Below are 16,308 nucleotides of genomic sequence, written 5' to 3'. Positions count from 1 at the left end.
AATATCATTCAGCCTTCATGTAGTGCAATTGGAGTTTATAGTATTGACCACCTGGAGTTCCGGGCTTTTCTTTTATGGAAGCTTGGGGTATTCCGCATCCATGACGGAGAGGTCATTTCAGCCACGGCGCATAGCCAGCCGATAGACAATGCTTTGTGAAGAGATGGCATGATGCCCTGCGCGAACATATGCGCGGCGATGCTTGGGCTATGACTAGAAAGTATGGAAATGGAACACGGGGTTGACGGTGCCGGACTCAATATGGGCGCGGCGAAGAATGCAAGTGATCAGTCCGGAACAACGGCTGGTTTCGGAAGTGCTGATGCGACTGTGAAAAACACCCCCGCTTCCGGAATTGCCGCACACCCTCAGATTCTGACGGGTGCCGATTTTGCGCATGAAGGACGGCCGGGCGAGCGCCTTGACAAGTTCTTCGAACAGCTCGCTGTGGCATATGATTTGTCACCGGCCGTGATCTCTGAGGGCCGTGTCTGGTCGTATCGTGAACTGAACAAACGCGCCAACCAGTTTGCCCGCATCCTCGTTGACCGGGGTGTGCGACCGGGCGACCGGGTGGGCCTCCTTCTCGACCGATCCGCCGAGACCTACGTTACCTTGCTCGCTGTGATGAAGGCGGGAGCAGCCTTCGTTCCGCTTGCTACGGCTTTTCCTGAAGAGCGCATGAAGCTCATCATCGAAGACGCCGGTGTTGGGCTGCTTGTTTCCATCGCGGCCTATTCGTCCCGGGTCGAACAGCTGCCTGTACCCAACGTACTGATCGATAGCGTTGCCGCGGAAATCACGGCAATGTCTGACAAGCCATTGCCATCAACGGCTGTGACCTCCACATCCGACGATGTCTGCTACATTCTCTACACTTCAGGAACCACTGGCAGACCCAAGGGCGTGGTCATCACGCATCAGAGTATTTGCAATTTTGTGCGGGTCGCTGCGGCATCCTATGGGTACCGGCCAGAAGACCGCGTTTACCAGGGCATGACCATTGCCTTCGATTTCTCGGCGGAAGAAATCTGGGTGCCGTTTGTCGCCGGTGCAACGGTGGTGCCTGCACCGGGCCCGCTGACACTGGTGGGCGAGGAGCTTGCCGATTTTCTTCGGACGAATGACGTTACCTGCATGGCCTGCAGCCCGACACTGCTTTCCTCCATAGAGAGCGACGTACCGACTTTGCGGGCGCTACTGGTGGGCGGTGAGGCGTGCTCCCACAACCTGGTGGTGCGCTGGTCGAAGCCCGGCCGCCAAATCCTCAACACCTATGGCCCGACTGAAGCCACTGTTACAGCAACAATGGGTATGCTCACGCCGGATAGGCCCGTGACGATCGGCGCTCCACTACCCACCTACTCTATTGTCGTCCTTGATCCGACGATACCGGCACTTGCCGAGCCCGGAGAATTGGGTGAAATCTGCATTGCCGGCATCGGACTTGCCGTGGGCTATCTCAACAGGCCTGATCTGACCGAACAGAAGTTCATCCCCGATTTCATTGGCCTGCCGAACAACCCATCGAAGCGCATTTATCGGACGGGCGACCTTGGCCGGATCAATGACGGCCAAGAGATTGAATATCACGGCCGTATAGACACGCAGGTAAAAATTCGCGGCTATCGCATCGAACTCGGAGAGATCGAAGCGGTATTGCTGGATCAGCCAGAGATTGCACAGGCGGCTGTCACAACCTGGGAAATTGAACCGGGTCGCGTGGAACTCGTGGCTTATTATGCACCCAAGACGGGGTTGCCAACAATCTCCCGTGCTGACATTGCCCGGGAGCTGAAACGGCGCTTGCCCGATTATATGGTGCCTTCCTATCTGGAAGAACTGTCAGCAATTCCGATGACAGTTGCCAACAAGACAGATACGCGTCAGCTTCCGAAACCAACAAGCGTTCGACTTTCGGCCGAGCGAACGATCGTACCACCCGGCAATGACGACGAACGTTTTCTGGGTGTGGCGCTGGCCGAAGTGCTAAAATTCGATGAGGTGTCCATGGAGGACAACTTCTTCGACGATCTTGGTGCCAATTCTCTGCTCATGGCCCGCTTCTGTGCGCGTGTGCGTACCAGAAAAGAATGGGCGACGGCGTCCATGCGGGATATCTACCTCTACCCGACGGTGGCGCGCCTCGCGCAACATCTGCGTATCCCGGAGGAAATGACGACTGCCACCAATGAGCGCGTTCTTACGCACCGGGCGTCGAACATTGCCTATTGGATCTGCGGAATGGCGCAGCTGCTATTTTACGGGCTCTATAGTTATATAGGCTTGTGGGCATTCAATCGTGGGCTCAACTGGACCTACGACAAACTCGACGAACCGCTGCAACTGTACCTGCGTTGCGTGCTGCTCTCAGGGGGCGTCTTCTTCGGAATGTCGGGCGTTGCAATCATCGCGAAATGGGCCCTCGTGGGCCGGTGGAAGCCGGAAGCGTTTCCCATCTGGGGCTTGCGTTACTACCGGTTTTGGGTCGTTCAAACGTTGATCCGCACGGCGCCTGTTGTTCTGTTCCGCGGCAGCCCCCTTTACAGCATCTATCTGCGTCTCCTTGGAGCCAAGCTCGGGCGAAACACTGTCATTGAATGCCGCACCGTGCCCGTTTGCACGGATCTCATATCCATTGGCGACAACACGATCCTGCGCAAGGAATCGATGATACTCGGCTATCGCGCTCAAGCCGGCTATATCCATACGGGCCCGCTGACCATCGGCCACGATGCGTTCGTCGGTGTGGGATCGACGCTCGACATCAACACCAAAATGGGCGACCGCGCCCAGCTTGGCCATGCATCCTCGCTTCAGCAGGGACAGAACATTCCTGATGGCGCGCACTGGCATGGATCACCAGCCGTGCCAACGACGGCAGAATATTGCAAAGTCCGCAATGTGAATTCCTCCAATGTCAGGCGCGTCCTTTATGAAGCGGTTCAACTTGTGGGCCTGTTTGCTTTTGTTACACCTGTACCGCTCCTGTTCCACAGCTATTGGCAGAATGTCAGCGACGATTATCAGGAGACAATAGGTATTGTTGCTATCGGGACCACCGTCACGCTATTTGGATATATCGCGATAGCCCTGTTCTCGGCACTTGTGGTGCCTCGCTTGTTCAGTGTGGTTTTGAAATCTGGCCGGGCCTACACCCTTTACGGCTTCCGTTACTGGCTGCAGACTGTTGTCGAGTTCAGTAGTAATTCCCGCGTCCTTAATATCCTGTTCGGCGACAGCTCCGCGATCGTCCACTACATCCATGCCATTGGCTGGAACCTCAACAAGGTTGTGCAAACAGGTTCCAATTTTGGCAGCAATCAACAACACGAAAATCCTCTCCTGTGCGAGATAGGCAGCCAAACCATGGTGTCGGACGGCCTGTTTATGATCAACATGCACAAATCCGCCTCAGCATTCCGGCTTGAACATACAAAGATTGGCGAGCGCAACTATCTGGGCAACAATATCTATTATCCGTCAGACGGTCGAACCGGCGACAACTGCCTGCTCGGCACCAAAGTGATGATTCCCATTGACGGACCGATCCGCGAAAATGTGGGCCTTCTGGGCTCACCTTCCTTCGAAATCCCGCGTATGGTGAACCGGGACAAGGAACTTATCGCTGGCATCAGTGAGGATGAACGCCGTAGTCGCCTGATATTCAAGAACCGCTACAATGCAGTGACTGCACTTCTGTTTCTGGCGGCTCAATGGGTCATGCTATTTGCCACATTGGTTATTTGGGATCGGGCGCTGAACTATTATACCGAATGGGCAGAGGTCGCGCTTTTCGTCGCCGTACTCCTGACGTCGGCGATCACCATTCCTTTCTATGTTCTGCTTGAGCGGGCAAGTCTTGGTTTTGGCAAGCTGAAACCACAGATGACGACGATCTATGATGCTCCTTTCTGGCACCATGAACGCCATTGGAAGCTGTCGGATTCGCCCATTACCCGCCTGTTTGGAGGCACTCCATTCCGGCCAATGATCTTGCGTCTGTTGGGCGTCAAGGTCGGCAAGAGGGTTTATGATGGCGGCAGCAACCTGACCGAGCGCTCACTGGTGGAAATAGGCGATGACACCACTCTCAATGAAGGTTGCGTCATTCAGGCCCATTCGCTGGAAGAAGGTGCGTTCAAGTCCGACTTCATCCGCATCGGCAAGGGTTGTACGCTGGGGCCTGCCGCTTTTGTTCACTACGGTGTCGTAATGGGCGAGGGATCGATGGTCGACGTCGACTCATTCGTAATGAAGGGTGAAGTACTGGAACCAAACTCCATATGGCGGGGCAACCCGGCCAAGCTGCATCGGTTCGTCACTCCAGTTTTTAATAGCGGCTCCAAGACATCCGCTTGACTGGAAAGCTGGTCGTGTATGTAGATCAATGAACCGAGAAATTGGATCGGAGATTGCACCTTGGCAGACCAGCAGAAAACCGCGGAAGTCCATCTAGAGCCTGTGACCGAGGCCAATCGTGCCTTGGTTACGTCTCTGACGCTTGGTCCCGACCAGTTGAGTTTCGTTGCAACTAATTCGGATTCGCTGGACGAGGCTGCGCTTGACGAAGATGCACGACCACGCGTTGTGATAACGGAAAATCGCGTGATCGGTTTCCTGATGTACGAAGCGCCCGAAGACGATGATGAGGCACGGATATATCGTTTCATGATCGATCGTGCACATCAGGGCAGAGGCTATGGCAAAGCTGCCCTGAGAGAAGCGCTGGCGGAAATTCGAAGCCTCGGCCATGTGCGGCATGTTTCGATTTGCTATGCTCCCGAGAATGAAGGCGCGCGGCAGCTCTATCGCGCCGCTGGCTTTATAGAAGAAGGGCTGGACGAGGACGGCGAAATGATTGCCGATCTGGTCCTGCCCGCATAATGGACAATCAATCACACGGGACGGTCGACGCCGGGCTTGACCGTTACTGTACCCTTAGTCTTATGCCCCCGCAGGCTTATCCGGCCCCGGGTCGCCACCAGCTGCGGCCACGGTCAGACGGCTCAGATAATGATTCCAGCCCTTTTCGTGGTTTGCGCGTTCCGTCTCGTTGGGTAGTCCGCTATGGGTGAACCGCACCAAAGTTCCCCCGTCTTTCTCGATAAGATCGATCTCGACCAGGCTCGAACCCGGCGGCACATCCTGGCTTCCCTCCCAACCGAAGCTGTAGGCGAGGCGATGAACCGGGATTACCTCGGTGAACTGGCCGCGCGCTGTCATGGCGTCACGCATGCTAAGCAGATAGATGCCCCCAGGGTGCGGCTCAATGGTTGCTTTCGTGCCCATCCAGCGCAAAATCTTGTCGGGATCAGTGAGGAAGGCAAAGACTGTTGCCTGTGGGGCTGCTATCTCGATTTCATTGCGAAGCGGCTCGGTCATCGGCGGTCTCCTCCCAACAGGACGCAATGCCATTCAAGTACGAGGGCAATGTAAGCCAATCGAGATTTAGCGCAACAAACAAAACCTCGTGACAGGTGCCCGTCACCGCTGCATGATGACAGCCATGCAGCTGCCATCCGCTCTCTCCTTCCTGATCGATAACGCGGTTGATATGCCTGACGGCGACGCCTTTCTGACGGCGCTCGCCGTGCGGCTCATGGCCGAGGATATGCCGCTGGTCGGCGGTGCGCTCACTCAAGCAGCGCCCCACCCCGTCATCGAGCAGCGCACCTGGCTGTGGCGAGCCGACACAGGGACAGTCATCGAGGCGCTGGGCTTGGCCAGATCTGCCAACCCTGACCAAAACCATATCGCCCGCAACTGGCTTGAGAGCCTTGGCACCGGCGTCGTACAGGAGGATTTTGCCGGAGGAGCGGGAGCGTCTGATGGTACCATGCTTGGCTGGACTGCGAGCCGACCGTTTACCACAGCTGAATCAGAACTGCTGCGTGAGGTTGCACGCTTTGCCGCAGCACCGCTTGCTTTGCTGGCTACGCGCTCGACATTGTCAGCGCTGTTAACGGCTTATCTTGGTCGGCGCAGCGCCACTCAGGTACTGGCCGGTCGCTCCCGGCGCGAACCGGGTGAAACCATTCGGGCCGCCCTGCTTTTTGCTGACCTTCGTGGTTTTACCGAGCTATCGGAATCAACAGAAGCAAAGGAAGTGATCACCGCACTCGATGCCTGGTTCGACCGCATTGCCGGTGCCGTTCATGCCTTCGGCGGTGAAGTCCTGAAGTTCATCGGCGATGGTGTGCTGGCGATCTTTCCAATCGGAGAGCGCGACGCTGCTGCTGCATGCGAAGCGGCGCTGCGCGCCGTTGCCGCCGCCCGTGCCGGAATGGACCATCTCAATCGCACCCGTGCCGCGCAGAACGTGCCGCCACTGTCATTCGGCACCGCGCTGCATCTTGGCGAGATGCTATGGGGCAATATTGGCACCGCCGACCGGCTGGATTTCACAGCGATCGGCTCTGCGGTGAATCTGGTGAGCCGGCTCGAAGGTCTGTGCAAGCCACTTGGCCATTCGGCGTTGCTATCGGGTAGTTTTGCGGTGCAAATCAGACAACCATTGATCCCGCTGGGCGAGCACTCATTGCGAGGCATTGCTGCGCCTTGTGCGGTGTTTGCGCTGCAATAGCACGGTTAAACTGAACGCCGGTCGCTTAGTATTTCCGTGAGAAAGTTTTGAACATAATCAAGCACCTGCATTCGATCATGCGAGATACCGGGTACCAGATCAAACCGCACTGAGACACCGGCATCTTCGAAGGAGCGCCGCAAGGCTGACAACCGTTCCGGGCGGGTACGCCCGGCATCGTTGGCTCCCGGCATCCAGTTCGCGCTGTTTTCAGGGATCGTGATTTCCCATGTTTCCAGATCGGCATCGCCGACGACCATGTGAACGGGAATACGAGCCAGTTTCTCCCGGTCAAAAGTAACACCAAACCGATCCTCAAGATTGCGAATACCCACCCACCAGTCCTTCGAAGGATCAAGGAGGGTAACTGATCCCGGCGCTCCAATGGAAGCCGCCCAGAGCCGTTGCGGATGCAATATGGCAAAACGATGGGTAAAGTGACCGCCACCAGAAAATCCGAACATGGCAAATGTATTCCAGTCCTGTTGATACTTGGCAGCAACCTCCGCCACCATTTCAAGCAGAACCAGATCATAGCGAATCTCGCCTTCAATCATGAATTTGTATCCGCTTCGTGCACCATCTCCCCTCACCCCAACCGGGAAAATGGGACAAAGGATGGCGCAGCGGTTCCATCGACCGAATTCGGCAAAACCATCGCGGAAATCCAGAAAGGACGTTCGACCAGTGCCGTGGACAGCCACCAGAAGATCGACTTTCTCGCCATTGCCGACAATGGGAGGAACATACAGGCAATAGTGAAAGCGCGGGTCGGACTTGAGGGCAAAAATCGCCGTACGGCCAAGATCGTAGATTGCCTGAGCCCGGCCTTCAAATGAAGATGACATGAGATTCCTCGCTATAACAAAACATGGTTTCAGTTCCCGCCATGGGCTGATTTCCTGCCGACTTCGTCAAAACGCCATCCCAGTTCCACGCCGCCATTTTCTGTTCCAAAAAGAGCTGGAATAGCCTGAAGCAGTTTGCGGGTGTAATCGTGCTGCGGATTGTCGAAGATGGCATCGCGGCTCCCTTGCTCCACGATCATGCCATTGTTCATGACAATAACCCGATCGGCGATCTGCTCGACAACCGCCAGATCATGGCTGATGAACAGGCACGAGAACCCATGCTTTCGTTGCAACTCGGCAAACAGCTTGAGCACCTGCGCACGAACGGTTACATCCAGCGCAGACACCGGCTCATCGGCAATCACGAATTGCGGCCGCCTCACAACCGCGCGGGCGATCGCAACGCGCTGACGCTGGCCACCGGAGAGCTGGTGCGGGAAACGGGAAGCAAACTCTGCAGACAACCCGACTTCATCAAGAACTTCTGCAACGCGCGAGTTCCTCTCTCTGGCGGTTAGATCAGTCGAGCGGCGCAGTGCCTCTCCCACCAGACTGCCAATTGTCATGCGCGGATCGAGTGACGAATAGGGGTCCTGGAACACCATCTGGCAGTTGAGCCTGTAGTCAGCATAGTCGCTCGTCGACGTTTGGATGGACTTCCCATTGAACAGAATTTCCCCGCCGCTTGGCTTGATAAGCCCGGCAATTGTCCGCCCCAATGTCGTCTTGCCAGAACCCGATCCGCCAACAACAGCGACGACCTCTCCCGGCATGACATTCAAAGTAACCCCGTTGAGCGCGCGTTTTGGATGCCCTTTGCGCAGGAGACTTCGGCGAGCCGCAAAATCCACAACGAGATTGTCGACATTTATCCGTGCAACAGGTGAAACCTCCATGGACCGCGCCGGTATGCGGTGTGGCAAGGCAGACAGCAATTTGCGGGTATAGGGATGCTGCGGCGCGCGAAGCAGATCTTTCGTATCGCCCTGTTCGACGATTTCGCCTTGCGACATTACCACGACACGGTCCGAGTACTTGGCCACCATTGCCAGATCATGGCTGATCATTAGGACAGCCGTGTTGTTCTCCCGCGTCAAATCAACCATCAACTCGAGCACATCACGCTGGACCACCGCATCCAGCGCAGTCGTTGGCTCATCAGCAATGAGTAATGCGGGCTTGAGCAGCATCACCGCTGCCAGCATGATACGTTGGCGCATGCCACCGGAGAAATGGTGCGGCATGGCTGCAAGCGCCGTTTGCGGATCATTCAGGCCAACGCGGGCAAGCATCTCGACAATCAGCCGATGGCGCTCGCGGCTTGTCAGCCGCCGGTGCAACCGCAACCCCTCTTCCAGCTGACGGCCGATCGTCATTGAAGGATTGAGCGAAGTCATCGGCTCCTGGAAAACCATGCCGACCCGCGCACCACGCAAAGCCTGTAAATCGCGCTTGTGCATGGAGCCCGTATCCCGTCCTTCGAAACTTATCGTTCCGGCGGTGCGCTGTACCGCGGGTGGGTTAAGGGCAATGATCGCACGGGCAGCCATGGATTTTCCGGATCCGGATTCTCCGACTATTCCAACGATCTCACCCGCCTTTACATTGAAGCTGATGGCTTTGAGGATTTTGATGCCTGTTCGCGTTACTTCTAAAGAGAGTCCGCGCACGTCAAGAAGCGGTGACTTTTCCTGCATCATCATCCCCTCATCCTTGGATCGAGTCTGTCGCGAAGTGCGTCGCCAAGCAGATTGATCCCGAGGAGGGTCAGCGAAATGCAAAGGCCGGGGAAAATGGCAAGCCAGACTGCCTGGGAAATGAATGGCCGCCCACTGGCCAGCATATTGCCCCATGTCGGCGCGGGAGGCGGTACACCAAGACCGAGGAAGCTCAACGCGCTTTCAGCAAGCAGCACCCAACCGAACATGGACGTCGCAAGAACCGTAAGCGGCGCGATACAGTTGGGCAGAATATGTCGGAACATGGTGTAGGCATTCGAATTACCCATGACGCGGGAGGCTTCGATGAATTCCCGTTCCCGCAACGACAGGACATTGCCACGGACAATACGAACAACTGTCGGTGTATAGGCTAATCCAAGCGCCAGAATGATGCCGTATTTATTGGCGCCCACCACCGCGAGCAATCCAAGCGCCAATAGGATACCGGGAAAGGCGAGCAAAGCATCGTTGAATGTCATGATGATACGATCGACCCAGCCACGAAAATAGCCCGTCAGCATTCCGATCAATGTGCCAGCGGTCACCGCCAGAACAACGGTCAGCAGGCTTATCCAGAAGCTGGTTGCAGCACCGGCGAGCAACCGGCTGAGCACATCACGGCCAAACTCATCCGTCCCCAACCAATGGGCTGCACTTGGCCCAGCAAGTCTGAGTTTGAAATTCAGACCAAGCGGATCGTAGGGCGTCCAGACCGCACCCATAAATGCTCCGGTCAGAAGCGTTCCGACAAGGGCGCTGCCCAGAAGCGCATTGGGAGCAAGATTTCTCATTCTGCGGTCACCCTCGGATCGAATATGGGATAGAGCAGATCGACAACGAGGTTTACCAGCACGTAAACAGTTGCGATGAGCAGGAGACAGCCTTGGATCACCGGATAGTCCCGGGCGAAAATTGCATCGACAAGCAGCCGCCCGAGACCGGGGATCGTGAATACCGTTTCAACCACGGCAATGCCGCCAAGCAGGTTTCCCAGAACAATACCAATAAGGGTCCATGTCGGACCAAAAGCGTTCTTGAAGGCATGACGCCAGAGGACAGCGGATTCCGAGAGGCCCTTGGCTCGGGCATGGGTAATATATTCAAGCTGCATGACCTCAAGTGTCGAAGCACGCGCCATGCGCAAAATAACACCGATCTCGTGCAGGAAGAGTGTCACCACGGGCAGGATGATATAGAGCAATCCTTGTGGAAGATTCTGGGACATGGAGACGTAGCCGAGCACAGGCAGCCAGCCCAGTTTCAATCCGAAGAACAACAGCAGAAGCAGGCCCATCCAGAATGCCGGGATGGAGAGCAGAAGCGTTGCCCCGCCCACCAAAGCCACATCTGTGAGGCTGTTCTGTCGCCATGCGGCGATCATGCCTGCCGGAACGGCAACAATGCTGGCAAGAAATACAGCAATCAGAACGATCTCCGCACTGATGCGCAATCGCGCCAGTATAAGAGGCAAAACCTCCTGCTGGTTGGTGATCGACCGGCCAAAATCTCCGTGCAATATATTGCCGAGCCAGATTGCAAACTGGGTCGGAATGCTTTGATCAAGCCCCAACCGCGCTCGCAAATCTGCAAGACTGGCCGGGTCGGCAAGATCACCCAGCATCAATGCAGCTGGATCGCCGGGAATAAGCCGGATGAGAAAGAAAACGGACACCGCCACAATAAACAATGTCGGGATAGCCGTACCAACTCGGGTGAGCGCGAACTTCAACATGCTGGCCTCTCAGACGTATCGAACCAGAGTGACTATTGCTCGACACTGAGTTCCCAAAGACGAAGCTTCGCCTGCCAGGCGGGTGTGCCCTTCAAACGCTTGCTGCTGACGGTTTCACCGGTTCCATTGCAGTAGATGATCAAAGGGACATCATGCAGGAGCTGTTTGTGAAGCTGGTCAAATATGCCTTGCCGTTGCGTTTGATCGGATATCTCCATGGCTTTGGCGATAAGCCCGAGTGCCTCCGGATTGTCCCAGACTTTTCGTGGCTGTTTGTCTTTCGGGCCAGAGAACTGTTCAAAGCTCAGCGCCGGATCGAGACGCGCCGAGTATGAGAAAGACATCATCTGGTATTTGCCGGAATTGTACCGGTCGAGCTGCGTTGACCAATCCAGAACCTCAATTCGGACATTGATGCCAACAGCCTGAAGCATTGCTTGTGCAACGACCGCCGCATCAAAGCTTGGTGCTGTGGGGCGTTTATTGGCGATGATGGTGATTTCTTCGCCCTTATATCCGGCCTTGGCAAGCAGTTCTGCTACTTTCGCTGGATCAGGGGTAAAAGCCTCTTTCTGGGTATCGCTATAATATCGCGATCCCGGAAAGATCGCAGAATTATTAGGCCGACCACTTCCATTGGTGGCCTGTGCGACCAAGGTTGGAAGATCCAGTGCCGCAGCAATAGCCTGTCGCAGTTCCACTTTTGAAAGCAGCGGATCTTTGGTCTGCATCAGGAATGTGTGCTTGGAGGCCTCTGCTCCTGCAGTCACCACAAAGTTCGGGTTGGCTGAGAATTCCGGAATGTCCGTACTCAGAACCGACGCGATATCCAGCGCGCCGGACAACAGGCCCGCTTTCACCGTTGCAGGGTCAGGCACGACGAGAAACTTGATTTCCTTGATCAAAGGTCGCTTTGCGCCGATATAGCCATCAGCCTTTTCTCCCGCAGGCGAGGTGTAGTTCTCAAATGCATCAAGGGTGATGTATTCGCCACGCTTCCAGTCCCCGAACTTATACGGCCCGGTGCCGATGGGTTTGTCCCAGCTTCCATCAGCTTTCACTGAAGCCTTCTGCAAAATGGCTGTCATTCCACAGTCAGTGCGTGCCAGTGTATCCAGGAAAATGGCGCTGGGGTGATTGATTTTCATGACAATCGTTTGCGGATCAGACGCAGTCACGGACTCGACCTTGAGCCCGTTGCGGCCGTCAAACTCCGGCAAACACCGCCACTCTGTTTTGGGGTCCATGTAGCGGGACCAGCTCCAGAGCACGTCATCAGCGGTGAGCGCTTCTCCATTATGGAACGTCACGCCAGATCTCAGTTTGAACGTATAGGTCAGCCCATCAGGCGACAGCTGGTAATCCTGCGCAAGAAGTGGACCGACGGTACCGTCTTCCTTGTATCCGACCAACCCTTCGACCGTATGCAGGACCACAGCGTCAGTATAGTCGTCACGGTTTACCCCGGGATTGGAGCTGCGAATATCAGCCGGAATTGCAGCTGTGATTGATTGGGCGGCGGCAGGCGCCGCGGACAGCCCCAACAATAGAGAAACCAAAATAGCATTCTTCATGTTCTGAACCCCATTATTCATCCGGACTTAGTGCCCGGTGGTTGAAGAAAGAAAACCTTGATCGGCTACGCGGCAGCGATTTGAACCGGGTCCACCGTGAGGCTGTAACGCGTGAAATTGCGGTTGATAGCCGGCAGACAGGCGACCTCCATCGTGCCACTTGCCGGGTGCATGATGACCATTGCGACCGTGGCTGAAAGATTGCCCTCGGTGTTCAATCTTGGTGGTCTGCACACGGCGTAGGGCGTTAGGAAGTCATCGAAAAACGCACGCTTCAAATCAGCGATGCCAAGCTTCGGTCCCGCATCCTCCAGAATCTTGCGCACGCGCCAATCGCGGTAGGGGCTTTCCGGTACATGGGGCAAGCCTGTGTCCTTGAGTTTCGAGAGCGCGACTGGGCTGGTCCAATGGTTTGCATGAACGACAAGACCGTCCGTCGGCAATATCTGGAAAACCTCGTCGGGTGCACATTCCAGATCAATCGCAAAACCTGCGCTTGTAGAAAGGATCATATTGTTGGAACAGGCCTTCGGAGTGCCTGCAACCGCGCGCATCGCAAGAGCGAAATGTTCCTGTTCCAATGCCTTGCGGCGGATCAGCGCCAGAGGAACACCCTGCTGCCTGTAGTCGCGATCCGATTCAAGATAGTTTGCAGTGATGCAAATGCCTGAACTATTCATGCCGTTTCGGGCAAGTCCGCCCGCTTCAACGAATGTCAGAAAATCCGGCCCGTCATCCTGCAGCACGCGAAGGACAATGGCAGTCTCGGCGCATTCGGTCTTCCAGTCCCAATTCTGACCATGAATGAGCGTACCGTCCGCACTTCGCTCGGGCAAAATGACCGCCCCTGTGCAGCCGTCATCAATCTCATCTTCCTCATCGAGTGGAGCGTTCTTTTCCAGACGCGCCTTCGCGATCACTTCGGTGCGGGCATTGATCATGACAATGTCCTCAAAATCCACACCGGCACCTTCGGCTATACCGCGCATCTCTTCGACATAATGCGCGCCGAAATTTGCAATCTCCCCGGCAAACTCCTGGATAAGCCGCGTCTTTTCGGCTGAGCTGTAACCCAGCTTGGCAAGCTGATCGCCATACAGCGCAACGCTGATCTTCACACGTTCCGGCACCGCAGCGCCATACTGACGGCCGCGCTCAAACGGCGTTCCGGAAACGGTTACAAATGGAAAGGATGTTGGATAAGAACTCATCATTCAACCTTGTACTGTATTTTGGTTTAATTACGTACAGTCTAATACAGGATGATTGCGTGTCAATTGGCTTTTGTGCAAAAATAAGCCTGTGATGAAATGGAGCCCATGTTGACAGCAAGTGATCTGCAGATAGAAATCGCCCGTCAGATCGTTTCCTTGGCTTCGTCGGAGCGTTGGCCAGTGGGAGAGCGTGTATCCGACTTTGCGTTGGCCAAAAGGCTGGGCGTCTCGCGATCGCCGATAAGATCAGCTCTAGCGCTGCTGGCGAGCCGCGGGGTTCTGGCTCATGCAGCTGGCCGGGGATATATTCTGGCCCTGTTGCCGGATGGAAACGGCGGTATCGACGGTATCGCTCCACCATCGGAACTGGAAGATATTCACAAACGGCTTATGGCCGATCGTGCAACGGGCGCAATCCCCGTTGAAGTATCGGAAACACTGCTTGCCGAGCGCTACAACTCCACGCGGGGAACCATTCGCAAGGTGCTTTTGCGATTTGCGGCAGAAGGTCTGGTGCAGCGTCAAAGGGGACATGGCTGGGCTTTTGCCGAAAGCCTAGATACTGATCAGGTCGAAGAAGAAAGCTATCAGTTCCGCATGATTCTGGAATGCGGCGCTTTACGACATCCCGGATTTAAAGCGGACAAGGAGCAACTGGCATCAATCCGGGCTGCGCAGGCTGAAATCATGCGCATTCCCGCCGCATCGGTCCAGCGGGATCAATGGTTCAATGTCAATGCATCGTTTCATGAGGCACTGGCAATCTGGTCAGGCAACCGCTTTCTCGTACAGGCCGTTCGCCAGCAAAACAGCCTCCGGCGGATTACCGAATATGCCTATTTTGAACGGCTGGCTTATGACCGCATTCGCCAAGTCTGCGTCGAGCACATTGCAATCCTCGACGCTCTTTCTGAAAACGACGTGGTCTTTGCCGAGGCTCTCTTGCGCCGTCACATCGAAGGCGCAAGCCGCTATGAAGTGGAGTGAGCGCAATTCCGGGCAGTCTCAATGGCCGGGATGAAGCGCATCGTTCAAATACATGCATGCGAGCATGGCAAAGACGTAGGCCTGAATAAACGACATCAGGAGTTCGAGGCCGGTTAAAGCGACGGTCATTGCCAATGGCAATATGGCAGCGAGAATTCCCAGTCCGCCCATCCCTACAAGCTCCGCCACAAAGCCCGAGAACACTTTCAACGTGATGTGCCCGGCAAGCATTACCGCAAAGAGGCGAACAGAATGGCTGAGTGGGCGCGACAGGTAAGAGATAATTTCAATAGGGATAATGATTGGAGCGAGTGCGATTGGCACACCATCCGGCATGAATAGCCGCAAGAACTTCAGACCATGGCGTAAAAATCCGAAAATTGTAACCGTCAGGAAAACAAGAACCGCCAATGCAAAAGTGACGATGATCTGGCTGGTCACCGTAAATGCATAGGGAAACATCCCAATGAGATTGGCCACCAGAATGAACATGAACAAAGAGAAAATGAACGGGAAAAAGCGCATGCCCTGCTCACCAGCATTCTGCCGAAGCAGACCAGAGACAAATTCGTAAAGCAGCTCGGCGGACGATTGCCAACGACCCGGTACGAGCTTTCGCCTGACCGTTGAAATCATCAGAAATGCACAGGAAATTGTCACGGTCAAAACCATATAGGCTGCCGAATTGGTAAAGCTGAACTCGTAACCCGCAATATCCACGAGACGTACAAGCGGCTTTATCTCGAATTGTTCGATTGGGCCCGCCATTATGACGCCCTCCAGATGAAAGGGCATTCGACGGTGGTATTAGGGAAAGTATGAGGTTGGTCGTACGACACCATCATCTCCTTCAATTGAGATAACGGGGCCGTCCCCAAACGAAACTGCGATACAGGTCGTCCTGTATGGAGGCTTCCTAACTGCCATCCAAAAACAATTCAAGTGCTCAAAAGCGCGCCAACGCAAATGGTGAAAAGAAATCGTCCTTGTCGCTTAAAACCGCTAAACTTAATAAGTTGACCCACCGAAAACTTCACATATGGCCTACGCTATACACAGGAATAACCCAATTTGGTCTGAATAACCTACAACCGAATGTATACTTAAAGTATATGTCACATACCAAAACTTAAAATATTTCACCAAACGAATGTAGTTCAAAATTAATTGCAATATAATTCTGATATTATGGATAATAACTTGATGTATTATACAGTTATCTCATGTCATTTGCCTTCTTAAAAAACCTCACACAATTTGGCGCGAAAATCGCATCGAATACGGACGCACTGGGGAGTGTTAAAAATGATCCTTGGAAATGATCCGGCTGCATGGGCGCTTATTATCACTCAATTGGCAACAACTCAGACGGCGGCAACATTGCCTGTTAACCCTGAGCGACCGTTGAATCCTGTCACCTGCGAGGAGGCACAGAAGCGGGTTCAGGAAGCAAGGGACGGCAGCCCACTCCTCTCGCCTGAGGAGAACAAACGGGTACTGCATGAGGCCATCAAGAGAGCCGAACAATTATGTAAGTGAGCCCCTTCATCCAAGGTAGCAATGAACGCAACTAGATATCCTCTTTGTTCCTCAGAAAGGACTGGATCACTATGTGTAAGTATTGTTCATACCTCGATAACAAA

13 protein-coding genes are annotated in these 16,308 nt (G+C 54.8%); 5 read left to right on the top strand and 8 right to left on the bottom strand.

Annotated elements, in window-relative coordinates; translation table 11 throughout:
- Positions 1 to 222: 222 nt before the first annotated feature.
- Both BLU05_RS23600 and BLU05_RS23595 read left to right on the top strand, forming a co-directional pair.
- Complete coding sequence (locus BLU05_RS23600) at positions 223 to 4,362, top strand: Pls/PosA family non-ribosomal peptide synthetase (RefSeq protein WP_091885735.1); 4,140 nt, start codon at positions 223 to 225, stop codon at positions 4,360 to 4,362.
- Between the two features lie 60 nt (positions 4,363 to 4,422).
- Positions 4,423 to 4,887: a GNAT family N-acetyltransferase gene (locus BLU05_RS23595; protein WP_244518512.1), complete on the top strand. Its 465-nt coding sequence runs from the start codon at positions 4,423 to 4,425 to the stop codon at positions 4,885 to 4,887.
- A gap of 60 nt (positions 4,888 to 4,947) precedes the next feature.
- On the opposite strand, the gene BLU05_RS23590 is transcribed toward BLU05_RS23595, so the two are convergent.
- A complete protein-coding gene (locus BLU05_RS23590) occupies positions 4,948 to 5,385 on the bottom strand; it encodes an SRPBCC family protein (protein ID WP_091885733.1) in 438 nt (145 codons plus the stop codon).
- Between the two features lie 124 nt (positions 5,386 to 5,509).
- Between BLU05_RS23590 and BLU05_RS23585 the strand changes: the two genes are divergently transcribed.
- On the top strand, positions 5,510 to 6,586 hold the full coding sequence (locus BLU05_RS23585) for an adenylate/guanylate cyclase domain-containing protein (protein WP_091885730.1): 1,077 nt from the start codon (positions 5,510 to 5,512) through the stop codon (positions 6,584 to 6,586).
- Positions 6,587 to 6,591: 5 nt separating this feature from the next.
- Here the strand turns inward: BLU05_RS23585 and BLU05_RS23580 are convergent, their stop codons facing one another.
- The 6 genes from BLU05_RS23580 to BLU05_RS23555 all read right to left on the bottom strand — a co-directional run bounded on the left by BLU05_RS23580 (position 6,592) and on the right by BLU05_RS23555 (position 13,678).
- On the bottom strand, positions 6,592 to 7,434 hold the full coding sequence (locus tag BLU05_RS23580) for an alpha/beta hydrolase family protein (protein WP_091885727.1): 843 nt from the start codon (positions 7,432 to 7,434) through the stop codon (positions 6,592 to 6,594).
- A gap of 29 nt (positions 7,435 to 7,463) precedes the next feature.
- Positions 7,464 to 9,137 (bottom strand): ABC transporter ATP-binding protein, encoded by a 1,674-nt coding sequence (locus tag BLU05_RS23575; RefSeq protein ID WP_091885878.1) that lies wholly within the window; start codon positions 9,135 to 9,137, stop codon positions 7,464 to 7,466.
- The gene (locus tag BLU05_RS23570; RefSeq protein ID WP_091885724.1) at positions 9,137 to 9,949 is read right to left on the bottom strand and encodes an ABC transporter permease; all 813 of its coding nucleotides are present in this window, start codon (positions 9,947 to 9,949) and stop codon (positions 9,137 to 9,139) included. Before BLU05_RS23570 ends, BLU05_RS23575 begins: the two co-directional genes overlap by 1 nt.
- The gene (locus BLU05_RS23565; protein WP_091885722.1) at positions 9,946 to 10,890 is read right to left on the bottom strand and encodes an ABC transporter permease; all 945 of its coding nucleotides are present in this window, start codon (positions 10,888 to 10,890) and stop codon (positions 9,946 to 9,948) included. The genes BLU05_RS23570 and BLU05_RS23565 overlap by 4 nt, the downstream gene beginning before the upstream one ends.
- A 32-nt stretch (positions 10,891 to 10,922) precedes the next feature.
- The gene (locus tag BLU05_RS23560; RefSeq protein ID WP_091885719.1) at positions 10,923 to 12,464 is read right to left on the bottom strand and encodes an ABC transporter substrate-binding protein; all 1,542 of its coding nucleotides are present in this window, start codon (positions 12,462 to 12,464) and stop codon (positions 10,923 to 10,925) included.
- A gap of 65 nt (positions 12,465 to 12,529) precedes the next feature.
- A complete protein-coding gene (locus BLU05_RS23555) occupies positions 12,530 to 13,678 on the bottom strand; it encodes a C45 family autoproteolytic acyltransferase/hydolase (protein ID WP_091885716.1) in 1,149 nt (382 codons plus the stop codon).
- 105 nt (positions 13,679 to 13,783) lie between these two features.
- Between BLU05_RS23555 and BLU05_RS23550 the strand changes: the two genes are divergently transcribed.
- Complete coding sequence (locus BLU05_RS23550; RefSeq protein ID WP_091885876.1) at positions 13,784 to 14,665, top strand: GntR family transcriptional regulator; 882 nt, start codon at positions 13,784 to 13,786, stop codon at positions 14,663 to 14,665.
- A gap of 18 nt (positions 14,666 to 14,683) precedes the next feature.
- Here BLU05_RS23550 and BLU05_RS23545 read toward each other — a convergent pair whose 3' ends face one another.
- Positions 14,684 to 15,433: a F0F1 ATP synthase subunit A gene (locus BLU05_RS23545; RefSeq protein ID WP_091885713.1), complete on the bottom strand. Its 750-nt coding sequence runs from the start codon at positions 15,431 to 15,433 to the stop codon at positions 14,684 to 14,686.
- Positions 15,434 to 15,970: 537 nt separating this feature from the next.
- Here BLU05_RS23545 and BLU05_RS23540 point away from each other — a divergent pair.
- Positions 15,971 to 16,204, top strand: coding sequence for a hypothetical protein (locus BLU05_RS23540; RefSeq protein WP_091885710.1), 234 nt, complete (start codon positions 15,971 to 15,973; stop codon positions 16,202 to 16,204).
- The last annotated feature ends 104 nt before the right edge of the window (positions 16,205 to 16,308 follow it).

This window comes from Phyllobacterium sp. OV277 (assembly GCF_900104355.1).
Lineage (GTDB): Bacteria > Pseudomonadota > Alphaproteobacteria > Rhizobiales > Rhizobiaceae > Phyllobacterium.
The sequence above is the reverse complement of the archived record's forward strand: the minus strand, read 5'-3'. Positions and strand labels throughout refer to the sequence as shown.

Excerpts from the sequence above, each read along its gene's own strand:
- BLU05_RS23600 (WP_091885735.1), top strand. The coding sequence starts at position 223 with ATGGAAATGGAACACGGGGTTGACGGTGCCGGACTCAATATGGGCGCG.
- BLU05_RS23590 (WP_091885733.1), bottom strand. The coding sequence starts at position 5,385 with ATGACCGAGCCGCTTCGCAATGAAATCGAGATAGCAGCCCCACAGGCA.
- BLU05_RS23585 (WP_091885730.1), top strand. The coding sequence starts at position 5,510 with ATGCAGCTGCCATCCGCTCTCTCCTTCCTGATCGATAACGCGGTTGAT.
- BLU05_RS23580 (WP_091885727.1), bottom strand. The coding sequence starts at position 7,434 with ATGTCATCTTCATTTGAAGGCCGGGCTCAGGCAATCTACGATCTTGGC.
- BLU05_RS23575 (WP_091885878.1), bottom strand. The coding sequence starts at position 9,137 with ATGATGCAGGAAAAGTCACCGCTTCTTGACGTGCGCGGACTCTCTTTA.
- BLU05_RS23570 (WP_091885724.1), bottom strand. The coding sequence starts at position 9,949 with ATGAGAAATCTTGCTCCCAATGCGCTTCTGGGCAGCGCCCTTGTCGGA.
- BLU05_RS23565 (WP_091885722.1), bottom strand. The coding sequence starts at position 10,890 with ATGTTGAAGTTCGCGCTCACCCGAGTTGGTACGGCTATCCCGACATTG.
- BLU05_RS23560 (WP_091885719.1), bottom strand. The coding sequence starts at position 12,464 with ATGAAGAATGCTATTTTGGTTTCTCTATTGTTGGGGCTGTCCGCGGCG.
- BLU05_RS23555 (WP_091885716.1), bottom strand. The coding sequence starts at position 13,678 with ATGATGAGTTCTTATCCAACATCCTTTCCATTTGTAACCGTTTCCGGA.
- BLU05_RS23550 (WP_091885876.1), top strand. The coding sequence starts at position 13,784 with ATGTTGACAGCAAGTGATCTGCAGATAGAAATCGCCCGTCAGATCGTT.
- BLU05_RS23545 (WP_091885713.1), bottom strand. The coding sequence starts at position 15,433 with ATGGCGGGCCCAATCGAACAATTCGAGATAAAGCCGCTTGTACGTCTC.
- BLU05_RS23540 (WP_091885710.1), top strand. The coding sequence starts at position 15,971 with ATGATCCTTGGAAATGATCCGGCTGCATGGGCGCTTATTATCACTCAA.